18 protein-coding genes and 1 tRNA gene are annotated in these 16,165 nt (G+C 66.5%); 13 read left to right on the top strand and 6 right to left on the bottom strand.

The annotated features are described in order from the left end of the window. Positions 1-119 precede the first annotated feature (119 nt). A complete protein-coding gene (gene rpiA / locus QA609_RS03920; protein WP_278301277.1) occupies positions 120-827 on the top strand; it encodes a ribose-5-phosphate isomerase RpiA in 708 nt (235 codons plus the stop codon). A gap of 9 nt (positions 828-836) precedes the next feature. Here the strand turns inward: rpiA and QA609_RS03925 are convergent, their stop codons facing one another. Then, positions 837-1,250 (bottom strand): hypothetical protein, encoded by a 414-nt coding sequence (locus QA609_RS03925; protein WP_278301278.1) that lies wholly within the window; start codon positions 1,248-1,250, stop codon positions 837-839. A 99-nt stretch (positions 1,251-1,349) separates the two neighbouring features. Between QA609_RS03925 and fni the strand changes: the two genes are divergently transcribed. Continuing rightward, positions 1,350-2,408, top strand: coding sequence for a type 2 isopentenyl-diphosphate Delta-isomerase (gene fni / locus QA609_RS03930; protein WP_278301279.1), 1,059 nt, complete (start codon positions 1,350-1,352; stop codon positions 2,406-2,408). Between the two features lie 166 nt (positions 2,409-2,574). Here the strand turns inward: fni and QA609_RS03935 are convergent, their stop codons facing one another. Beyond that, a complete protein-coding gene (locus tag QA609_RS03935; protein ID WP_005554854.1) occupies positions 2,575-2,742 on the bottom strand; it encodes a DUF1931 family protein in 168 nt (55 codons plus the stop codon). Between the two features lie 254 nt (positions 2,743-2,996). On the opposite strand from QA609_RS03935, the gene larB reads away from it, so the two are divergent. From larB to QA609_RS03965, 6 genes are all read left to right on the top strand, one after another. Then, positions 2,997-3,755, top strand: coding sequence for a nickel pincer cofactor biosynthesis protein LarB (gene larB / locus QA609_RS03940; RefSeq protein WP_278301280.1), 759 nt, complete (start codon positions 2,997-2,999; stop codon positions 3,753-3,755). A gap of 118 nt (positions 3,756-3,873) precedes the next feature. Beyond that, positions 3,874-4,023, top strand: coding sequence for a hypothetical protein (locus QA609_RS03945; protein ID WP_278301281.1), 150 nt, complete (start codon positions 3,874-3,876; stop codon positions 4,021-4,023). Positions 4,024-4,127: 104 nt separating this feature from the next. Next, positions 4,128-4,382 (top strand): GIY-YIG nuclease family protein, encoded by a 255-nt coding sequence (locus QA609_RS03950; RefSeq protein WP_278301282.1) that lies wholly within the window; start codon positions 4,128-4,130, stop codon positions 4,380-4,382. A 419-nt stretch (positions 4,383-4,801) separates the two neighbouring features. Next, entirely contained in the window at positions 4,802-5,713 is a 912-nt protein-coding gene (locus QA609_RS03955) for a helix-turn-helix domain-containing protein (RefSeq protein WP_278301283.1), read from the top strand. A 177-nt stretch (positions 5,714-5,890) separates the two neighbouring features. Then, complete coding sequence (locus tag QA609_RS03960; protein ID WP_278301284.1) at positions 5,891-6,553, top strand: ABC transporter ATP-binding protein; 663 nt, start codon at positions 5,891-5,893, stop codon at positions 6,551-6,553. Positions 6,554-6,557: 4 nt separating this feature from the next. Then, on the top strand, positions 6,558-9,140 hold the full coding sequence (locus tag QA609_RS03965) for an MMPL family transporter (protein WP_278301285.1): 2,583 nt from the start codon (positions 6,558-6,560) through the stop codon (positions 9,138-9,140). A 456-nt stretch (positions 9,141-9,596) separates the two neighbouring features. Here the strand turns inward: QA609_RS03965 and QA609_RS03970 are convergent, their stop codons facing one another. Beyond that, positions 9,597-10,181 (bottom strand): NADPH-dependent FMN reductase, encoded by a 585-nt coding sequence (locus QA609_RS03970; RefSeq protein WP_278301286.1) that lies wholly within the window; start codon positions 10,179-10,181, stop codon positions 9,597-9,599. An 89-nt stretch (positions 10,182-10,270) separates the two neighbouring features. Between QA609_RS03970 and QA609_RS03975 the strand changes: the two genes are divergently transcribed. Together QA609_RS03975 and QA609_RS03980 are read left to right on the top strand one after the other, a co-directional pair. Continuing rightward, positions 10,271-11,659 carry a phosphoglucomutase/phosphomannomutase family protein gene (locus QA609_RS03975; protein ID WP_278301287.1) on the top strand — a complete coding sequence of 463 codons (1,389 nt, stop codon included), beginning with the start codon at positions 10,271-10,273 and terminating at the stop codon, positions 11,657-11,659. Positions 11,660-11,712: 53 nt separating this feature from the next. Beyond that, positions 11,713-12,105, top strand: coding sequence for a hypothetical protein (locus QA609_RS03980; RefSeq protein ID WP_278301288.1), 393 nt, complete (start codon positions 11,713-11,715; stop codon positions 12,103-12,105). A gap of 4 nt (positions 12,106-12,109) precedes the next feature. Here QA609_RS03980 and cysE read toward each other — a convergent pair whose 3' ends face one another. The 3 genes from cysE to QA609_RS03995 all read right to left on the bottom strand — a co-directional run bounded on the left by cysE (position 12,110) and on the right by QA609_RS03995 (position 14,203). Then, complete coding sequence (gene cysE / locus QA609_RS03985; RefSeq protein WP_278301289.1) at positions 12,110-12,619, bottom strand: serine O-acetyltransferase; 510 nt, start codon at positions 12,617-12,619, stop codon at positions 12,110-12,112. A 217-nt stretch (positions 12,620-12,836) separates the two neighbouring features. Next, complete coding sequence (locus QA609_RS03990; protein WP_278301290.1) at positions 12,837-13,505, bottom strand: metallophosphoesterase family protein; 669 nt, start codon at positions 13,503-13,505, stop codon at positions 12,837-12,839. Between the two features lie 107 nt (positions 13,506-13,612). Further along, positions 13,613-14,203, bottom strand: coding sequence for an IMP cyclohydrolase (locus QA609_RS03995; protein WP_278301291.1), 591 nt, complete (start codon positions 14,201-14,203; stop codon positions 13,613-13,615). 112 nt (positions 14,204-14,315) lie between these two features. Between QA609_RS03995 and QA609_RS04000 the strand changes: the two genes are divergently transcribed. From QA609_RS04000 to QA609_RS04010, 3 genes are all read left to right on the top strand, one after another. Continuing rightward, positions 14,316-15,107, top strand: a complete 792-nt coding sequence (locus QA609_RS04000) for a hypothetical protein (protein WP_278301292.1) — start codon at positions 14,316-14,318, stop codon at positions 15,105-15,107. Between the two features lie 111 nt (positions 15,108-15,218). Further along, positions 15,219-15,291, top strand: a tRNA-Gln gene (locus QA609_RS04005). A gap of 127 nt (positions 15,292-15,418) precedes the next feature. After that, positions 15,419-16,162, top strand: a complete 744-nt coding sequence (locus tag QA609_RS04010) for a rhodanese-like domain-containing protein (protein WP_278301293.1) — start codon at positions 15,419-15,421, stop codon at positions 16,160-16,162. Positions 16,163-16,165 lie beyond the last annotated feature (3 nt).

Consider the following 16,165-nt stretch of genomic DNA (forward strand, 5'->3'; position numbering starts at 1 on the left):
GTGGCGCGTTTTGCCCGCGATCGTTCGAACGAAGACGGCGATCACCGGCAACGAACAATGACGGTCCGCACGGTGGAGGAAGTACAACGTTTTTCCCGCCGCCTCTCGCCCTATGAGCCATGAAGACGACGGGCGGCTCCGACGCGGCGAAGCGACGCGCGGGCGAGCGCGCGGCCGAGGGGGTCGCGGACGGCGACGTCGTCGGGCTCGGAACCGGCTCGACGACCGCCTACGCGATCGAGGCGATCGGTCGGGCGGTCGACGACGGCCTCGAGGTCCGGGGGATTCCGACCTCCTTTCAGTCCCGGCAGCTGGCCCTCGAAGAGGGGATTCCGCTAACCGAACTCGACGCCGTCGAGGGGGTCGACCTCGCGATCGACGGCGCCGACCGGGTGGTCGACGATCCCGGATCCCCGGCTCACGGCGCGCTGATCAAGGGCGGGGGCGCTGCCCACACGCGCGAGAAGCTCGTCGACGCGAGCGCCGACCGGTTCGTCGTCGTCGCCGACCCCTCGAAGCTGACCGACCGACTCGAGGCGTCGGTCCCCGTCGCCGTCCTCCCCGAGGCCCACACGGTCGTCGCCGAGCGAATCGCCGAACTGGGCGGCGAGGCGACGCTGCGAGATGCAGAACGCAAGGACGGCCCCGTCGTCACCGACGCCGGGAACCTGGTGCTCGACTGTGCGTTCGGCCCGATCGCCGACCCCACCGAACTGGCCGGACGGCTCTCGAGTCTGCCCGGGGTCGTCGAGCACGGGCTGTTCGTCGACGTCGCCGACGCGACCTACGTCGGGACGGACGACGGCGTCGAGGTTCGACGTTACTGAGGACGGCGGTCAGTTCCGCGCGGACTCCGCCTCGCTTTCGTCGCTCCCGATCGTCGACAGCGCCGCGACGGTCAGATAGAGCACGCCCAGCAGCCGGGCGGCCGGGTTCACCCACGGCTTCGGCTCGAGCTCGTCGACGTTCTCGTAGACCAGCTGCTGGCTCAGTTCGACGAGGGGCTGGGGAACGAGCACGAGCGCGATCCCCGCGAGCGCGAGCAGCCGGTTGGCGATCGTCGCCCCCGACTCCCGGCGGGCGAGCACCCAGACGAACAGCGCACCCTCGAGCCGGGCGCCCCACAGCGCCCGCGGCCGGAGTCGGGCTTCCTCGGGGTTCTCGAGTCCGATCCGTTCGCAGGCGTCGATCACGGGCTGGGGCAGTGCGATCTCGAAGATCCCGAACGCGATCAGCAGTTTGCGGAGCATCGTCGTCTTTCGGATGGATGCCGACCCTCAAAAAATCGGCCCCGGAGTCGCACGCATCGAACGGATCGCTTTTCACGATCCTCGTGTCGGTACTAGGCAATGACCGAGACTGCCGACCGCAAGGACGATCACATTCGAATCATCGAGGAAGAAGACGTCGAAACGAAGGGAACTGGATTCGAGGACGTCGAGCTGATCCACGAGGCCCTCCCCGAGATCCACCGCGACGAGATCGACACGTCGACGACCCTCTTCGGCTCGGAAGTCGACGCACCGATCGTCATCGAGAGCATGACCGGGGGCCACCCGAACACGACGAAAATCAACCGAGCGCTGGCCGAGGCCGCCCAGCGAACGAACGTCGCGATGGGCGTCGGCAGCCAGCGAGCGGGTCTGGAGCTCGAGGACGAGGCGCTAGTCGAGTCCTACACCGTCGTCCGCGAGGCCGCGCCCGACGCCGTCCTCTACGGCAACGTCGGCGCCGCACAGCTGCTCGAGTACGACCTCGCGGACGTCGAGCGGGCCGTCGAGATGATCGACGCCGACGCGATGGCCATCCACCTCAACTTCCTCCAGGAGGCGGTCCAGCCCGAGGGCGACGTCGACGCCAGGGGCTGTCTCGCCGAGATCGAACGGGTCGCCGACGGGCTCTCGGTACCGGTCGTCGTCAAGGAGACGGGTAATGGCATCTCCCGGGAGACCGCCCGGCGGCTCGCCGACGCCGGGGTCGACGCGATCGACGTCGCCGGTAAGGGCGGGACGACGTGGTCGGGGATTGAGTCCTACCGGGCCGCTGCGGTCGGTGCCGACCGACAGGAGCAGATCGGGAAGCTGTTTCGTGCGTGGGGCGTTCCGACCGCCGTGAGCACCCTCGAGGCCGCCGACGAACACGACACCGTCGTCGCCAGCGGCGGCGTTCGATCGGGGCTCGACGTCGCGAAGGCGATCGCGATGGGCGCCAGCGCCGGCGGGCTCGCGAAGCCGTTCCTGGCTCCTGCGGGACAGGGCGCCGATGCGGTCGTCGACCTGCTCGAGACCCTCGCACTCGAGTTGCAAACGGCGATGTTCGTCACCGGCGCGGAGTCGATCGAGGCGCTCGGCGAACGCGAGTACGTCCTCACCGGACGGACGAAGGAGTACCTCGAGCAGCGCCGCTAACTATAGTAGCCACTGAAAATCAGTGCGTACCCGATCGCACGACGGCTGTGCGATCGGTATGCAAACAGTTTCAGTTGTTACTATACCCGTTCTCGCCTCTCGCACTGGCGGCGTAGTCGGGACTACGTGTCGTTGTTTCGATAAAAGAACGCTCGAGCGGATCGCCTTACAGGTCGCGCGGCTGGACCGTCTTCCGGTCGTTCTCCTCAGCGCGGCGGGCGGCGTCCTCGAGAAGCTGGTCGACTTCCTCGTCGAGTGCGTCGTAGAAGTCCGAAGCGACGTTCTTGTCATCGAGCGCTTCCTTCACAGCGGCTTTGACGATAAGGTCTGCCATACGCTGTATCCGTTCCCGTTTCCCCATTATAAGTATTTTGGTTATGAGGGGGGAGACCGGGGTTGCAGCGGTTCGTTCGCCTGTTTGGGGCGCATATTCCACCGGAAAATATATGGTTGATGAACTCGCCCGGTCAGCTTCGGGGTAATCACACCGGAGAATCGGTCTCGCGCGCGGTCTGGGCCGTTCGCGCGCGTTTCCGAACTTGCGGTTCGGGTCGACGGATTCGAGTAGATCGATCCCCCAGTTCGGGTATGCGAGAACTCCTCGAGGCCGTCGCCGACGGCTCGCTGTCGCCGGCGGAGGCCGAGGCCGAACTCAACGGCTACGTCACCGGCGAGGCGGGACGGTTCGACGCGGCTCGCCAGCAACGTCGCGGCATTCCGGAAGGGATCTTCGCGGCGGGCAAGACCGCCCCCCAAGTCGTCGCCCTCGCCGAAACCGCACTCGAGACGACTGGCCGGGCGCTGATCACCCGCGCCGACGACGCCCAGATCGAGGCCCTGGAATCGAGCCTGCTCGAGTCCTTTCCCGATGCGACCCTCGAGCGCTGGAGCACGACCGTCCTCGTTCGTACGGCCGACGCCGATCAGCCGTCCCTCGACGCGACGGTCGGCATCGTCACCGCGGGTACCGTCGACGGTCCGGTCGCCGACGAGGCCGCGGCAGTCTGTCGGGACGCGGGCGTCACCATCGATCGGGTCGACGACGTCGGCGTTGCCGCGCTCGATCGCCTGCTCGACCAGCTCGATCGGCTTCGCGAGGCCGACGTGTTGCTCGTCGCCGCGGGCCGGGAGGGCGCGTTGCCGACCGTCGTCGCCGGTCTCGTCGACTCGCCGGTGATCGGGATTCCCGTCTCGAGCGGATACGGCCACGCCGGCGACGGCGAGGCGGCGCTCGCGGGAATGCTCCAGTCGTGTACGATCCTCTCGGTCGTCAACGTCGACGCGGGGTTCGTCGCGGGCGCGCAGGCAACCCTAATCGCACGGGCGCTCGACGGCGCCCGGAGCTAACCGGGTAACGGATTTACGGAAAATATTCTTTCGAAGTCGGAAAGCCAAACTACGTTTGGGAAAGCGTTTTTATTAGTATACGGACTACGGATGGGTGCCGGCCGAAGCCGGCATCATAATGCCCACCTGTGACCACTGCGACGCGCACGTCTCCGAACGGTTCGCCCGCGTGTTCGCCGACGAGCACGGCGAGATTCACGCCTGCGTCAGCTGTTCGGCGAACGCCGGGATTGCGGAAGCCGCGAAGGAGCGCGCCCGCGGTACCTGACCCGCTCGAGTACCGTCACCGATAGACCACGCCCGGACCCCGACCCCTAGCTCCCACCCTGCGGACGAGACGATTTTTACCCGCCAACCCCGTACCCTCGAGCGATGGCCGACACCGACCACGTGGTCTACGTCCTCGAGTGCGCCGACGGCTCGCTGTACACGGGGTATACGACCGACCTCGAGCGACGCGTCGCGGAACACGACGCGGGCGAGGGGGCGAAGTACACCCGCGGGCGGACCCCGGTGGAGCTGTGCTACGAGGAGGGGTACGACTCGAAGTCCGCGGCGATGTCCCGCGAGTACGAGATCAAACAGCTGACGCGGGGTCAGAAGGAGCAGTTGGTCGGGCTCGAGTGATTGCTCGCCCGTGCTGAGAGAAACTCGTCGTAGGGAGAGAGTAGGTACTGAGTGTGGAACAAACAGCAGTTCCAGTTGGAGAAGTCACTTAGCTCACCCCTGTCAATAAGATAATATTATCCCCCGCAAACTCCTCGCTACAACAGGAACCACTCTTCCTCTTCCCCTCCTCGGATGTCTAAGAAAACGGTACTCTTGGAGGCGACCGCACCGGTAACGGAGATGGCCATCAGCTAACCTGGCAGTCTCGATAGATGTTTCAACCGCCGTTCGAGATAGGGCGCGTATCTTGAAACGGCCCTCGCAAGACTCCGTTTGTGGGTCGCTATCCGACACTGCATATTCGGAGCAGTCACCCGGTCGTGAATCGGAGCAGCTCCGCCCGAACGATAATAGCGTCGGTTCTCGAAAGGAGGGACATGCCGGACGAGGAGGAAGCGGCCGAGGCCTTCGGAACGCTATCCGATCCCACGCGGGTCGCGATTTTGCGGGCGTTCGCGGAGGCGCTGGACGAGCAGGGGCTCACTCCAGGGGGATCGATGCCGGAGCTGTCCTTTTCGGAGCTGTACGAGCGGGTCGAGATCGACTCGACGTCGCGACTGTCCTATCACCTCGAGAAGCTCGACGGGGCCTACCTTCGGCACACCGACGAGGGCTGGAAGTTCACCTACGCCGGCGAGGCGATCGTCAGACAGTACCTCGCGGGCGCGTACGCCGGCGACGTCGAACTCGACCCCTTCGAAATCGAGGGGCGTTGTCTACACTGTGACGCCGAAGAGCTCGTGACCGACGTCGAGGACAGGATGTTGATGCACCGCTGTGAGGAGTGTGGCGAGTGCTTCGGGAACATTCCCGTAACCCCCGCGCAGGTGACTGCTCGGGACGACGACGCCGTGATCGAGAGCGTGAAGACGCGGACCGCGAGTTACTTCCAGCAGTTCCGCGAGGGGGTCTGTGCGATCTGTGGGGGATGCAACGACCTCGATGTCAGGAACGTCGAGGACGTGGCGCCCGGGCCGCTCCGGTTCGTCGCGATCGCACGCTGTCGGAGCTGCTGGACCAGGTTCAACGGTCCGCTATCGGTGTGGCTCGCCACCCATCCCGCCTCGATCGCCTTCCACTGGGAACAGGGTATCGACACCACGTCCCTGAGCACGTTCGAGATGGTGCCACGCGTCATGGACGAGCAGTGGTCCACCGACCGCCTCGCCTCGGACACGTACGAGGTGACCTACCGCGTCGACGAGAACGCCCTCCGGTTGCTCGTCGACGACGACCTGTCCGTCGAGCGGGCCGAGCGCGTGCGACGCGATTCGGTCGGCGATCGCTGATTCTCTCGGATTCGCTACTCAACGGCAGTTGACCGATTTCGCCCTGTGAGCCGATCCGCCGCGTCGAACCTGCAGCGAACCGTCGGATCTACTCAACCCTTTTTTTGAACCAGATGCGACATATGTCATTTATTCGATAACACTTAAGCGTGAGTCCGGGTGACGTCCGGATACGCGATGAGCGTACTCGAGACGAATGACCTGACGAAACGTTACGGCGGCCGGCCGGTCGTCGACGCACTGGATCTGACGGTCGAGCGCGGGGAGGTGTTCGGCCTTGCCGGGTCCACTGGTGCCGGCAAATCGACGCTGCTCGATCTGCTGGCTGGGAGCGTCCGGCCCTCCAGGGGGAGCGCGACGGTCCTGGGGCTGGATCCCTGGCACGACCGGGATCGGCCCCACGAACGCGTGGGGTACCTCCGGGAGACCATCGACCTTGACGGCACGCAATCCGGGTGGGAACACCTCCGGAGGGGGACGGATCGAACGACCGACGACGCGGCCGTGACGGCAACCTTCGACCGCGTCGGTATCGCCCCCGATGTGGCCGCCCGACCCGTTCGTACGTACTCGGCCGGGACCGCACGCCGGCTCTCGCTCGCGATGTTCCTCGTCGGCGATCCCGACCTTCTGCTGCTGGATGCACCGACTGCTGGTCTGGATGGATCGGACAAGCTCCCCCTAGAAGCGATCGTCGAGGACGCCGCCGACGAGGGGTCGACGGTCGTGCTGGAGGTCGCCCACGCTGGCGTCGCGATCCACGACTTCACCGTCGCGGCACCCGACGACTCGAATCGACAGCGACCCACCGATAGCCGAACCACCGACGGCGAACGCTAACACCATGCTACGAACGCTACTCCATCGAACGGCCGACGTCGTAACGACACACAACCACCTCGTCGTCATCCTCGCGCTCGTGCTCACGGCGGGCCTGGTCGTCGGCATCGCGAACGCCGAGATGGGCGGCGACGGCGGCTTCGCCGGTGCCGTCGAGACCGACGTCGACGAGGCGGAAGAGTACGTCCAGGCGAACTACGAAACCGACAGCGGCGACGATCCGGCAGCGCACTTCCCGGTCTACGTGCGGGACGACGGCGGCAACGCCCTCTCGACGGACGCGTTGATCGCGACGCTGGAGTACCAGCAGTCGGTCGCCGAGGACGACGCCGTCGCCGACGCGCGGACCGACGACGAGGTCCTGAGCATCGCCTCGCTGGTCGGGACGCAGGCCGCCGGCGATCCCGACGCCAGCCTCGACGAGCAGATTGCCGCCCTGGAGGCAGCCGACGAGGACGAGGTCGCCGCGCTCGTCGAGGCGACGCTCGCCGAAGATCCCCGTGCCCAGTTGCTGGTGCCCAACAGCTACGCGCCCGGCACCGCCGAGGCCGAGAGCACGCAGGTCGTCTTCGCGTTCGAGCCCACCGAGGACGGCGAGGCGCCCGCCGACGCCCAGTACGCGCTGGCCGATGGGGCCGCCGACCGCGAAACCTCCGAGTTCTTCACGCTCGGCCAGCCGGCGATGGACGAGATGTCCGAGACGAGCGTGGAGAACACGGTCTTCCTGGTGCTGCCGGTCGTGCTCGGACTGATCCTCGCCGTGGCCGCCTTCGCCTATCGCGACGTCGTCGACGTGGTCGTCGGGCTCGCGGGCGTGCTCGTCTCGATTCTCTGGATGTTCGGCATCCTGGGCTGGCTCGGCGTCGAGGTCGGGCCCGCGGTCGTGATCGGCCCGGTCCTGATCGCGGGGCTGTCGATCGACTACGGATTCCACGTCTTTACGCGCTACCGCGAGGAACGCGAGGCGCTACGCGCCTCGGATGCGCGAACGGGGAGCGAGGCGACCCGTGAGCAACGAGGCCCCGACGAGCCAGTCCGATCCCCGATGGCTCGCGGGCTTCGCGCGGTCGCGGTCGCGTTCGGGCTCGTGACGATCACCGCCAGCATCGGTTTCCTCGCGAACGTCGTCAACCCCGTCGGCACCCTGCAGGACCTCGGGATCGCGATCACGCTCGGCGTGATTTCGGCGTTCGTGGTCTTCGTCACCCTGGTTCCCGCGCTGAAGGTCACGATCGACGACGCCCTCGAGCGGCTCGGCCTGGATCGTCACAAGCGGCCGCTGGGCGCTGGCGCCTACGTCGGCCCGGTCCTCTCGAGCACGGTGGCGCTGGCCCGCCGGGCGGCCCCCGTCGTAATCGTCGTTGCGCTCCTCGTCGCGGCCGGCGGTGCGGTCGCGTGGACGGCCCTCGACGAGGAGACGATGGGCGCCGAGAACCCCGACGTCGCCGAGTGGAAACAGGAGCTTCCCGGCCCCGTCGGCTGGGAGGAAAACGAGGCGATGGCGAACCAGGAGTACGTCGGCGAGCAGTTCCGTAGCGCCGCAGCCGACGAGGACGACCGCGTCCAGCTCCTCGTCGAGGGATCGGTGACCGACGACGACGCGCTGGACGCGCTCGAGGCAGGCATCGACGAGGGCGTCGAACGTGGCACGTTCGCCGAGGGACGCCTGGACACTATCGAGACGCCGGCGGCCGTACTTAGCGGGGTCGCCGCCGAGGACGACGAGTTCGCGAGCACGGTCGAGGCTGCTGACACGACCGGCGACGGGATCCCCGACAGCGACCTCGAGGCAGTGTACGACCACCTCTACGAGGTCGACGCCGAGGCGGCGAGCGCGGTGATCGAGCGGGAGGATGGGGAGTACCAGTCGCTGCGAGCGATCGGGCCGCCCCAGGCCGCCGACGGGCCGGCGGTCGACGGCGATCGGTCGGGGAACCTGTTCGCGGTCGGCGACGCGGTCGAAACCGAGGGCGGCGACCTGGAGGCAACCGTCGTTAGCGATGCCACCGCCGAGCAGGCGTCGATCGAGCGGATCACCGACGGCATCGTCCGGGTGATGATCGTCGCCGTGGCCGCGGTATTTCTGGCGCTCGTCGCCGTCTACCGGCGGGTACACGGAAGCGCCACCCTCGGTCTGCTGACGGCCGTCCCCGTCGCGCTCGTGCTCGGATACGTCGTTGGCGGGATGTACCTGCTGGACGTCCCGCTGAACTTCCTGACAGCGCTGCTGGTGAGCCTGGTGATCGGGATCGGCGTCGACTACTCGATCCACCTCAGCGACCGGTTCGCGCACGAGCGCGCTCGCGGCCGGACGGATCTCGACGCCCTCGAGATCGCCGTCACCGGTACCGGCGGCGCCCTCCTCGGGAGCATGTCGACGTCAGTCGCTGCCTTCGCCGGCATGTTGATTCATCCCGATCCGTCGTTCGGGAACTTCGCGACGCTGGTCGTCCTGGCGATGGTCGCCGCGTTCGTCGCGAGTGTGGTCGTCCTGCCGAGCCTGCTGTACCTTTGGGCGCGCTCCGTGAGCACCGACCAGGCGACCGAAGATGCTGACCCTGACGTCGTAGCGTCTACCCAAGACTGAGACGAACAGCTGTTACTCGCGCCTTTGCCCGGGGATCCTTACAATTATAGGACAGATCACAGTTCGCCGCGTTACACCCTCCCCTTGTACGGAACGCGCTTCTGTTCCCAATACGGGATTTCCACGTTCTCCCCAACCGACTCGCTCGCGTTGTCGGCTCACGGGCACAGGGAGCCCTCTGCTCACGGACGCACAGCATCCGTTTGCACTATCCGCACGGTACGCGGGACTGTCGGTCCCGCGTCACTCGCGAAGACCTCGCACGGCGTCGGATCGCAGTTCGCTGTCGGCTCACTGCGATCCAGCGTGCGCCGCCGCACGGGAGTCGACTGATTCGGTCGACCGACCTGGTTCGGTCGGCTCCAGTGGTCCGTGGATCCGTCCTCGTCGAATCGGATTCGTTCCGATAGAACGAGTACCATATCCGGGAGTTCGAGGACGGACATCCAGCTCTCGTTACTCGTCGGCTGCAGCCGTCCGCGGAGTGCTCACGTCGGGCTCGATGTGGGCGTACTCGACGAGCATCCGGCCTAGTTTCCGGGTTCGCTCCTCGAGTTTCTCGTCGACGAACGCACGGCCGTCGACGGCCTCCGAATCGGGCTCGAACTCGCTCGAGGCGCCGCGGATGCCGACCTGGTGGGGGAGCACCCAGCCGTGGACGCCCCGAACCGTGATCCGGAGGTGGTCGAGCGTCGAGCCGTAGCTGCCCCCGCCCGCGGTCGCGAGCAGGCCGACGGTCGTGTCCTCGAACTCCTCGAACCCGCAGTAGTCGTGGAGGTTCTTCAGCGCGCCCGAGTACGAGCCGTGGTAGACCGGGGAGCCGAGCGCGACGGCGTCGGCCTCCCGGACGAGCCGTTTCGCGGCCTCGCCGTCGCCCTGACCGTCGACGTCGGGGTCGTAGACGGGGAGGTCGTACTCGCGCAGATCGAGCAGCCGGGTCTCGGCGCCGGCCTCCTCGGCCGAGTCCAGGACGTACTCGAGGGCAGTTCGCGTGTAGCTTTCGTCGCGGAGACTGCCGGAGACGGCGAGAATGCGTGTCATACCGCCCCTAGCGTGGTCGACGTCAAAACCTCGTTGCCTTCGGTGCCGACAGCGTCGCCTTTTTCGCACCGGACGGTGAGGGGCGGGGTATGGAGACGATCTCGTTCGGAACCGACGGCTGGCGGGCGCCCCTCGAGGAGTTCACGGCGCCGAGAGTGCGGATGGTCGGACAGGCGGTCGCGACGTACCTCGCCGACGAGGGACTCGAGGGACCGGTCGCGGTCGGCTACGACGCCCGCGAGACCTCGCGGGGGTTCGCCGAGGAGCTGACTCGCGTGCTGTGTGCAAACGGGTTCGACGTCCTGCTGTCCGAGCGGGACCGACCGACGCCGCTTTTCGCCCACGCGATCGTCGAACGGGATCTGGCAGGGGCGATGGTCGTCACGGCCTCGCACAACCCGCCCGAGTACAACGGCGTGAAGTTCATCCCCGAAGACGGCGCCCCGGCACTGCCGGAGGTGATGGACGCGGTCGCGGATCGTCTCGCCGAGCCCGATCCGCTCCCCGAGGACGAGCACGGAAGCGCCGAGGAGATCGATTTCGTCGAACCTCACGCCGACGCCGCGTTCGACCTCCTCGAGGAGACGATCGGCGACGTCGATCTCGAGGGAACGTCCGTCGCCTACGACGCGATGTACGGCAGCGGTCGCGGAACGACCGACGCCATCCTCGAGCGGGCCGGCGCCACGGTCAATCGGCTGCGCTGCGAGCAGGATCCGGCGTTCGGCGGCGGGGCGCCCGAACCCGCGCCGGAGAACCTCGAGGCGCTCGTCGAGCGCGTGACCGACGGCGACGCCGACCTCGGTGTCGCCAACGACGGGGACGCCGATCGAATCGCGATCGTGACGCCCGAACGGGGCTACCTCGACGAGAACCTCTTTTTCGCCGCGCTGTACGACTACCTGCTCGAGCGCGACTCCGGAGCCGTCGTCAGGACGGTGTCGACGACGTTCCTGATCGACCGGGTCGCCGACGCCCACGACGAGGCCGTCCATGAGGTCCCGGTCGGGTTCAAGTGGATCGCAAAGGGGATGGCCGATCACGACGCGCTGGTCGGTGGCGAGGAGTCTGGCGGGTTCACGATACGGGGTCACGTTCGCGAGAAGGACGGGGTCCTGATGGCGCTGCTGGCCGCCGCGATGCACGACGCCGAACCGATCGACGACCGCGTCGACCGCCTGCTCGACGAGCACGGAACGGTCGTCCAGGACAAGCGCAGCGTCGCCTGCCCCGACCACGAGAAGGCGCGGGTGATCGACGACCTCGGCGACGAGATCCCTGACGACGTCGCCGGAACGCCCGTCGAGGACGTCAACACCGCCGACGGGTTCAAGCTCCAGCTCGAGGACGGCTCCTGGCTGCTCGTTCGGCCGAGCGGCACCGAACCCAAACTGCGAGTCTACGCGGAGGCGACCGACGAGGACCGGGTCGCCGAACTGCTCGAGGCCGGCGAGGCGCTGGTCGAGCCGCTCGTCTGAGGGTTGCGCACTCCGGGTTCACGCTTACCGGGACAGCGATCCCAGAGACGAGTATGAGCAGATCCGACGACGCCGCGTACACCGAGCTCGAACCCGACGCGTGGCATCAGACCGAGGAAAGCGACTACGCCATCGACTGTCCGGAGTGTGGCTCGAAGGCGTCCCTGATGAACGTCGTCAAACACGGCCGCTGTAACGGCTATCTGAGCAAACACGACGAGGATGTCGACCTCGATACCCAGCCGATGGACTGTACGGCCAAGCTCTGGTTCGAACTCGGCTACGTCTCCGATCCCGACGAGTCGATGACCGACGACGCCGTCGGCGCGGACGATGACGATAACGAGGACGAGACCGACGAGGGAATCGAATCCGAAGAGGGGGTTCCCGCCTCGGACTCGCCTGCGGGTGCCGAGGGAACTGTTGACGACGATCAGACGCAATAACCGCTTAGTCGATCCGTTCTGCAGGGACGCCGGCGACGGTCGTCCCGGAGTCGACATCCTCAGTGACGACCGACCCCGCACCCACGGCCGCGCCTTCGCCGATCGTGATATCTCCCAGCAGCGTCGCGTTCGCGCCGACGGTGACGCCGTCCTCGAGGGTCGGATGGCGCTTGACGGGTTCGTTCGCCGTTCCGCCGAGGGTGACGCCGTGGTACATGTGGACGTCGTCGCCCACCTCGGCCGTCTCGCCGATGACGACGCCCATTCCGTGGTCGATCGTGACGCGACGTCCGACCGTCGCCGCGGGGTGGATCTCGACGCCGGTCAGCATGCGGACGAGATAGGCGAGCACGCGAGCGACGAGCTCGAACCCCCCGTTCCAGAGGCGGTGGGCGAGTCGGTGGCCCCAGACGGCGTGGACGCCGGGATACGTGAGCCAGACCACGCGACAGCCCGTCGCCGCGGGATCGCGGTCGCACATCGCACGAACGTCCTCGCGGAGTTTTCCGATCATGCGTCCTCGAGGCGGATTTCGCTGGTATCCGACGCCGTTCGGACGAGTTCGGGCCGCGACGGTCGTCGTCGGTCGGAGGCCGCTGCGAGCGCGACGCTCCGTGTGACGGACCCGGTGCGGCCGGTCGAGAGCATGCCTCTCACTACTCCGATCGACGGGCTAAAATGGATCGCTTCGCTGACCATCCTGTAAACCAACTACGACGATACCTTTTCGGCTACTTGCCCCGCTCGAGTCGACTTCCGATCCCCTCGGGCAGTCCCGCGGCCGAAACGGCGTCCCTGACGGCGCCGATGTCGTACTCCACACGAGAGGTTTCGACGGTCATCGCCTCGAGGTCGACGACGGCGTAGGCTGCCCGCGGATCGCCGTTACGGGGCTGGCCGACGCTACCGGGGTTGAGGACGATCCCCTCGCCGTAGCGCTCGACGCCCTGAACGTGGGTGTGTCCGAGCACCAGAACGTCCTCCTCGCCGAGCATCCGGGGAGAGAACTCCTCCGGGTACGTGTACCGGGTGTAGCGTTCGGGATCGTCCGGGTGACCGTGAACGAGCTTCACCCGATCGTCACACGCCAGTCGCTCCTCGGGCAGGTCGGCGAGCCACTCGAGCTGATCGGCCGAAAGCTGCTCGAGGGCGTGTTCGACCCCGGCTTTGGCCATGCTGTTGAAGCGAAACGGCGTCTCCTCGACGACTGCGGCGTCGTGGTTGCCCATCACGGTCGGCACCGCACGCTCGCGGAGTTCGTCGACGCAGGCCCCCGGCCAGGGGTTGTAGCCGACGACGTCGCCCGCACACAGGAGTTCGTCGACGGGCGGCATGTCGGCGAGGACTGCCTCGAGGGCGACGCGATTGCCGTGAACGTCGGAGATGAGTCCGACTTGCATACCCGGAACTACAGCACGGGGACTTGTAGGTCATCCGCCGGCAACGTGGACGGGTGGGGAACCAGGAGAGCGGCACTCGCCCGTTCGACCGAACGACGGTACCTCGATTAGTCGCCGTTCTCGATCGCCGTCTCGAACCCGTCGGCGGTCCGGGCGATGCCGGCCGCGCAGACGGCGTGTTCGAACTCGTGGTCGTACACCTCGCTCGCCGCTTCTTCGGCGGTGTCGGCCTCGAGGTCGAACGCCTCAGGAGCGTCCTTCTCGTAGGTCGCGACCAGCGTTGGCTCCTCGACGGTCTCGACGAGCAGCGCGTCTTTCCGAACCGTGCCGATCAGCGCCTCCCCGTCTCCTCCCAGAGTCGCCGCGATCCGGGGCGTATCGTAGTCGTCTTTCTCGTAATCCAGCGCGAGCAGGCTCTCCGCGAGGGCGTCCCGGGCGGGGTAGCCCAACTCGAGCTTCTCGGCGATCGGATCGACGTGGGAGCCGTTGCCGAAGGCGGCCGTCTCGCCCGTCGGCGTCTCGACGACTCGCAGGCAGTTGTAGGAGACGTAGGGGTTGTCCGTCTCGGGGGCGTCTTCGGTGGGGCCGACGGTGAGGGCCTCGTCTCGAGCGGTGAGCTTGCGGTTCGGGAACGACCTCGAGGAGACGCGGTAGGCGCCGACCTCGGGGCCGACGACGACGAATCGTCCGACGTACATACACGTGGCTGTACAGGGAGAGGTGAAGTGTGTGTCGATCTGTGCACTATCGTCGACTCCGCGTAGTCGCACGGAGTGAAATTTTATGTTCAGCTGCACGACAACTTCAGGTATGGCGACGGAGGAGGTCTGTCTCGAGGCGTTGCGACGCGCCGCGGACGAACTCGGTGAATCACCGACGAAGGCGCAGTACGAGGATCTTGGACTGACGCCAGCCTCGGCGACGATCATTCGAACCATCGGTGGATGGAACGCGGCGAAAGAGCGAGCCGGGTTGGCGACCGAACCGTCCACCGGTTCCCGCACGCTACCGAAACCGGACGACGTGAACCTCCCATTGGATACGGCCTGGGAGGAGCTTTCGGTCGACCAACGGTGGCACTATCGGAACGTCGAGCGGAATACCGAACGGACGCTGTCCCGCCGTTCGGGCCTCCGCTCGTGGCTCAACGACAAAAAACGGGAACAGGGCTGTTCGCGTTGCGATGTCGATACGCCGACCTGTCTCGACTTTCACCATCGAGACGAAGAAACGAAACGGATGGCGGTCGGACGAATGATCACGTTCGGATACGGGAAGGACGCGCTCCGGAAAGAGATTCGGAAGTGTATCCTGCTCTGTGCCAACTGCCACCGAAAGCTCCACTACACGCCGCCGAAACGGGAGCGCAGACAGTGGGTTCACGATCGGAAACGCGCCGAGGGGTGCGAACGCTGCGGTGAATCGTCTCCGGCGTCTCTGGACTTTCATCACACGACCGATCGGAAGGAAGCGACCGTCGCGAGATTGATCTCGGACGATAGATCGAGAGAGCGGATTCGAACCGAAATCGAACGCTGTACCGTTCTCTGCGCGAACTGTCACCGGAGGGAACACCAGGATATCTTCGCCGCTGATCCCTGATCGCCGTCGGCCGATCAGGGAGACGGACGATCGTTCGTCGGAGTTCGTAACACTCTAATACGGACCCGCCGTTACGAGTAGATAGGTCGTCTCCGGTAGACGACGCGATACAGTCCATTGGGGTAGCGGCCAATCCTGAAGCCTTCTGGGGGCTTCGACCCTGGTTCGAATCCAGGATGGACTACTTTCTCCCGATTTCATCTCGATCCGTTTCGTAGCGCCCGGCGTCGATCTCCAGTCGAAACGAAGGGGTCACCGGACGACCGTTCGGACCAGAACCCATATTCAGTCGGCCTCCCTAAGAGTCGGCGATGAGACGACGGAAGCTTCTCGCTACGGGAACGGCGGTGACGGCGGCGGCTATCGCGGGGTGTCTGGGCGACGACGATAGCGCCGACGGCTACGGACCCGAACAGGACTCGGTACCCGAGGAACGATCGATCGATCCCGACACCTACGAGATTCTCGAGGTCGGCGACGTCGACGTTCCGCTGGCGCCGCTCGAGGACGTCACCTACTGGTACGAGCGTCGGGAGGCTCGGATCGTCGACGCCCGGGGCGCCGACCAGTACGACGACCTTCGGATCACGGGCGCGGCGCTCAGCAGCGCTCCGGACGGCGTCTCGAACGATCCGGTCGAGGACTGGTCGACGGACGACCGCATCGTCACCTACTGCGTCTGTCCGCACGCGCTCGCCGGACAGCGGGCCGCGTCGCTGATCGACGCCGGCTACGAGAACGTCTATGCGCTCGACGAGGGGCTCGAGCCGTGGGTCGCCCAGGGGTATCCCGTCGAGGGCGAGCAGGCGACACGGAGTCTGACGTCGTATCGGATCCGCGGTCGGTCGGATCCCGCCTACGCCGACGAGTACGTTCACGCTCGAACCGTCGACTCCGATCAGAGCGAGCTGAGCACCGTCGAGGACGACGGCAGCTACGAGCTGACGGTACACTTCACGGGTCTCGAGGCCGACTCGCTGCTCGAGATCGAGGCGCCGGACTACACCCGGGAGCTGACACTCGAGGAGGCAACCGACGGCGTCGTCACCGCCTGAACT

It is taken from the genome of Natronococcus sp. A-GB7 (assembly GCF_029688865.1).
In the GTDB taxonomy this organism is placed as follows: domain Archaea; phylum Halobacteriota; class Halobacteria; order Halobacteriales; family Natrialbaceae; genus Natronococcus.

Coding starts and splice junctions, on each gene's coding strand:
- cysE (WP_278301289.1), bottom strand. CDS start 12,619: ATGATCGGAAAACTCCGCGAGGACGTTCGTGCGATGTGCGACCGCGAT.
- rpiA (WP_278301277.1), top strand. CDS start 120: ATGAAGACGACGGGCGGCTCCGACGCGGCGAAGCGACGCGCGGGCGAG.
- QA609_RS04000 (WP_278301292.1), top strand. CDS start 14,316: ATGGCGACGGAGGAGGTCTGTCTCGAGGCGTTGCGACGCGCCGCGGAC.
- QA609_RS03975 (WP_278301287.1), top strand. CDS start 10,271: ATGGAGACGATCTCGTTCGGAACCGACGGCTGGCGGGCGCCCCTCGAG.
- QA609_RS03950 (WP_278301282.1), top strand. CDS start 4,128: ATGGCCGACACCGACCACGTGGTCTACGTCCTCGAGTGCGCCGACGGC.
- QA609_RS03935 (WP_005554854.1), bottom strand. CDS start 2,742: ATGGCAGACCTTATCGTCAAAGCCGCTGTGAAGGAAGCGCTCGATGAC.
- QA609_RS03980 (WP_278301288.1), top strand. CDS start 11,713: ATGAGCAGATCCGACGACGCCGCGTACACCGAGCTCGAACCCGACGCG.
- QA609_RS04010 (WP_278301293.1), top strand. CDS start 15,419: ATGAGACGACGGAAGCTTCTCGCTACGGGAACGGCGGTGACGGCGGCG.
- QA609_RS03965 (WP_278301285.1), top strand. CDS start 6,558: ATGCTACGAACGCTACTCCATCGAACGGCCGACGTCGTAACGACACAC.
- QA609_RS03955 (WP_278301283.1), top strand. CDS start 4,802: ATGCCGGACGAGGAGGAAGCGGCCGAGGCCTTCGGAACGCTATCCGAT.
- QA609_RS03925 (WP_278301278.1), bottom strand. CDS start 1,250: ATGCTCCGCAAACTGCTGATCGCGTTCGGGATCTTCGAGATCGCACTG.
- QA609_RS03945 (WP_278301281.1), top strand. CDS start 3,874: ATGCCCACCTGTGACCACTGCGACGCGCACGTCTCCGAACGGTTCGCC.
- larB (WP_278301280.1), top strand. CDS start 2,997: ATGCGAGAACTCCTCGAGGCCGTCGCCGACGGCTCGCTGTCGCCGGCG.
- QA609_RS03995 (WP_278301291.1), bottom strand. CDS start 14,203: ATGTACGTCGGACGATTCGTCGTCGTCGGCCCCGAGGTCGGCGCCTAC.
- fni (WP_278301279.1), top strand. CDS start 1,350: ATGACCGAGACTGCCGACCGCAAGGACGATCACATTCGAATCATCGAG.
- QA609_RS03970 (WP_278301286.1), bottom strand. CDS start 10,181: ATGACACGCATTCTCGCCGTCTCCGGCAGTCTCCGCGACGAAAGCTAC.
- QA609_RS03960 (WP_278301284.1), top strand. CDS start 5,891: ATGAGCGTACTCGAGACGAATGACCTGACGAAACGTTACGGCGGCCGG.
- QA609_RS03990 (WP_278301290.1), bottom strand. CDS start 13,505: ATGCAAGTCGGACTCATCTCCGACGTTCACGGCAATCGCGTCGCCCTC.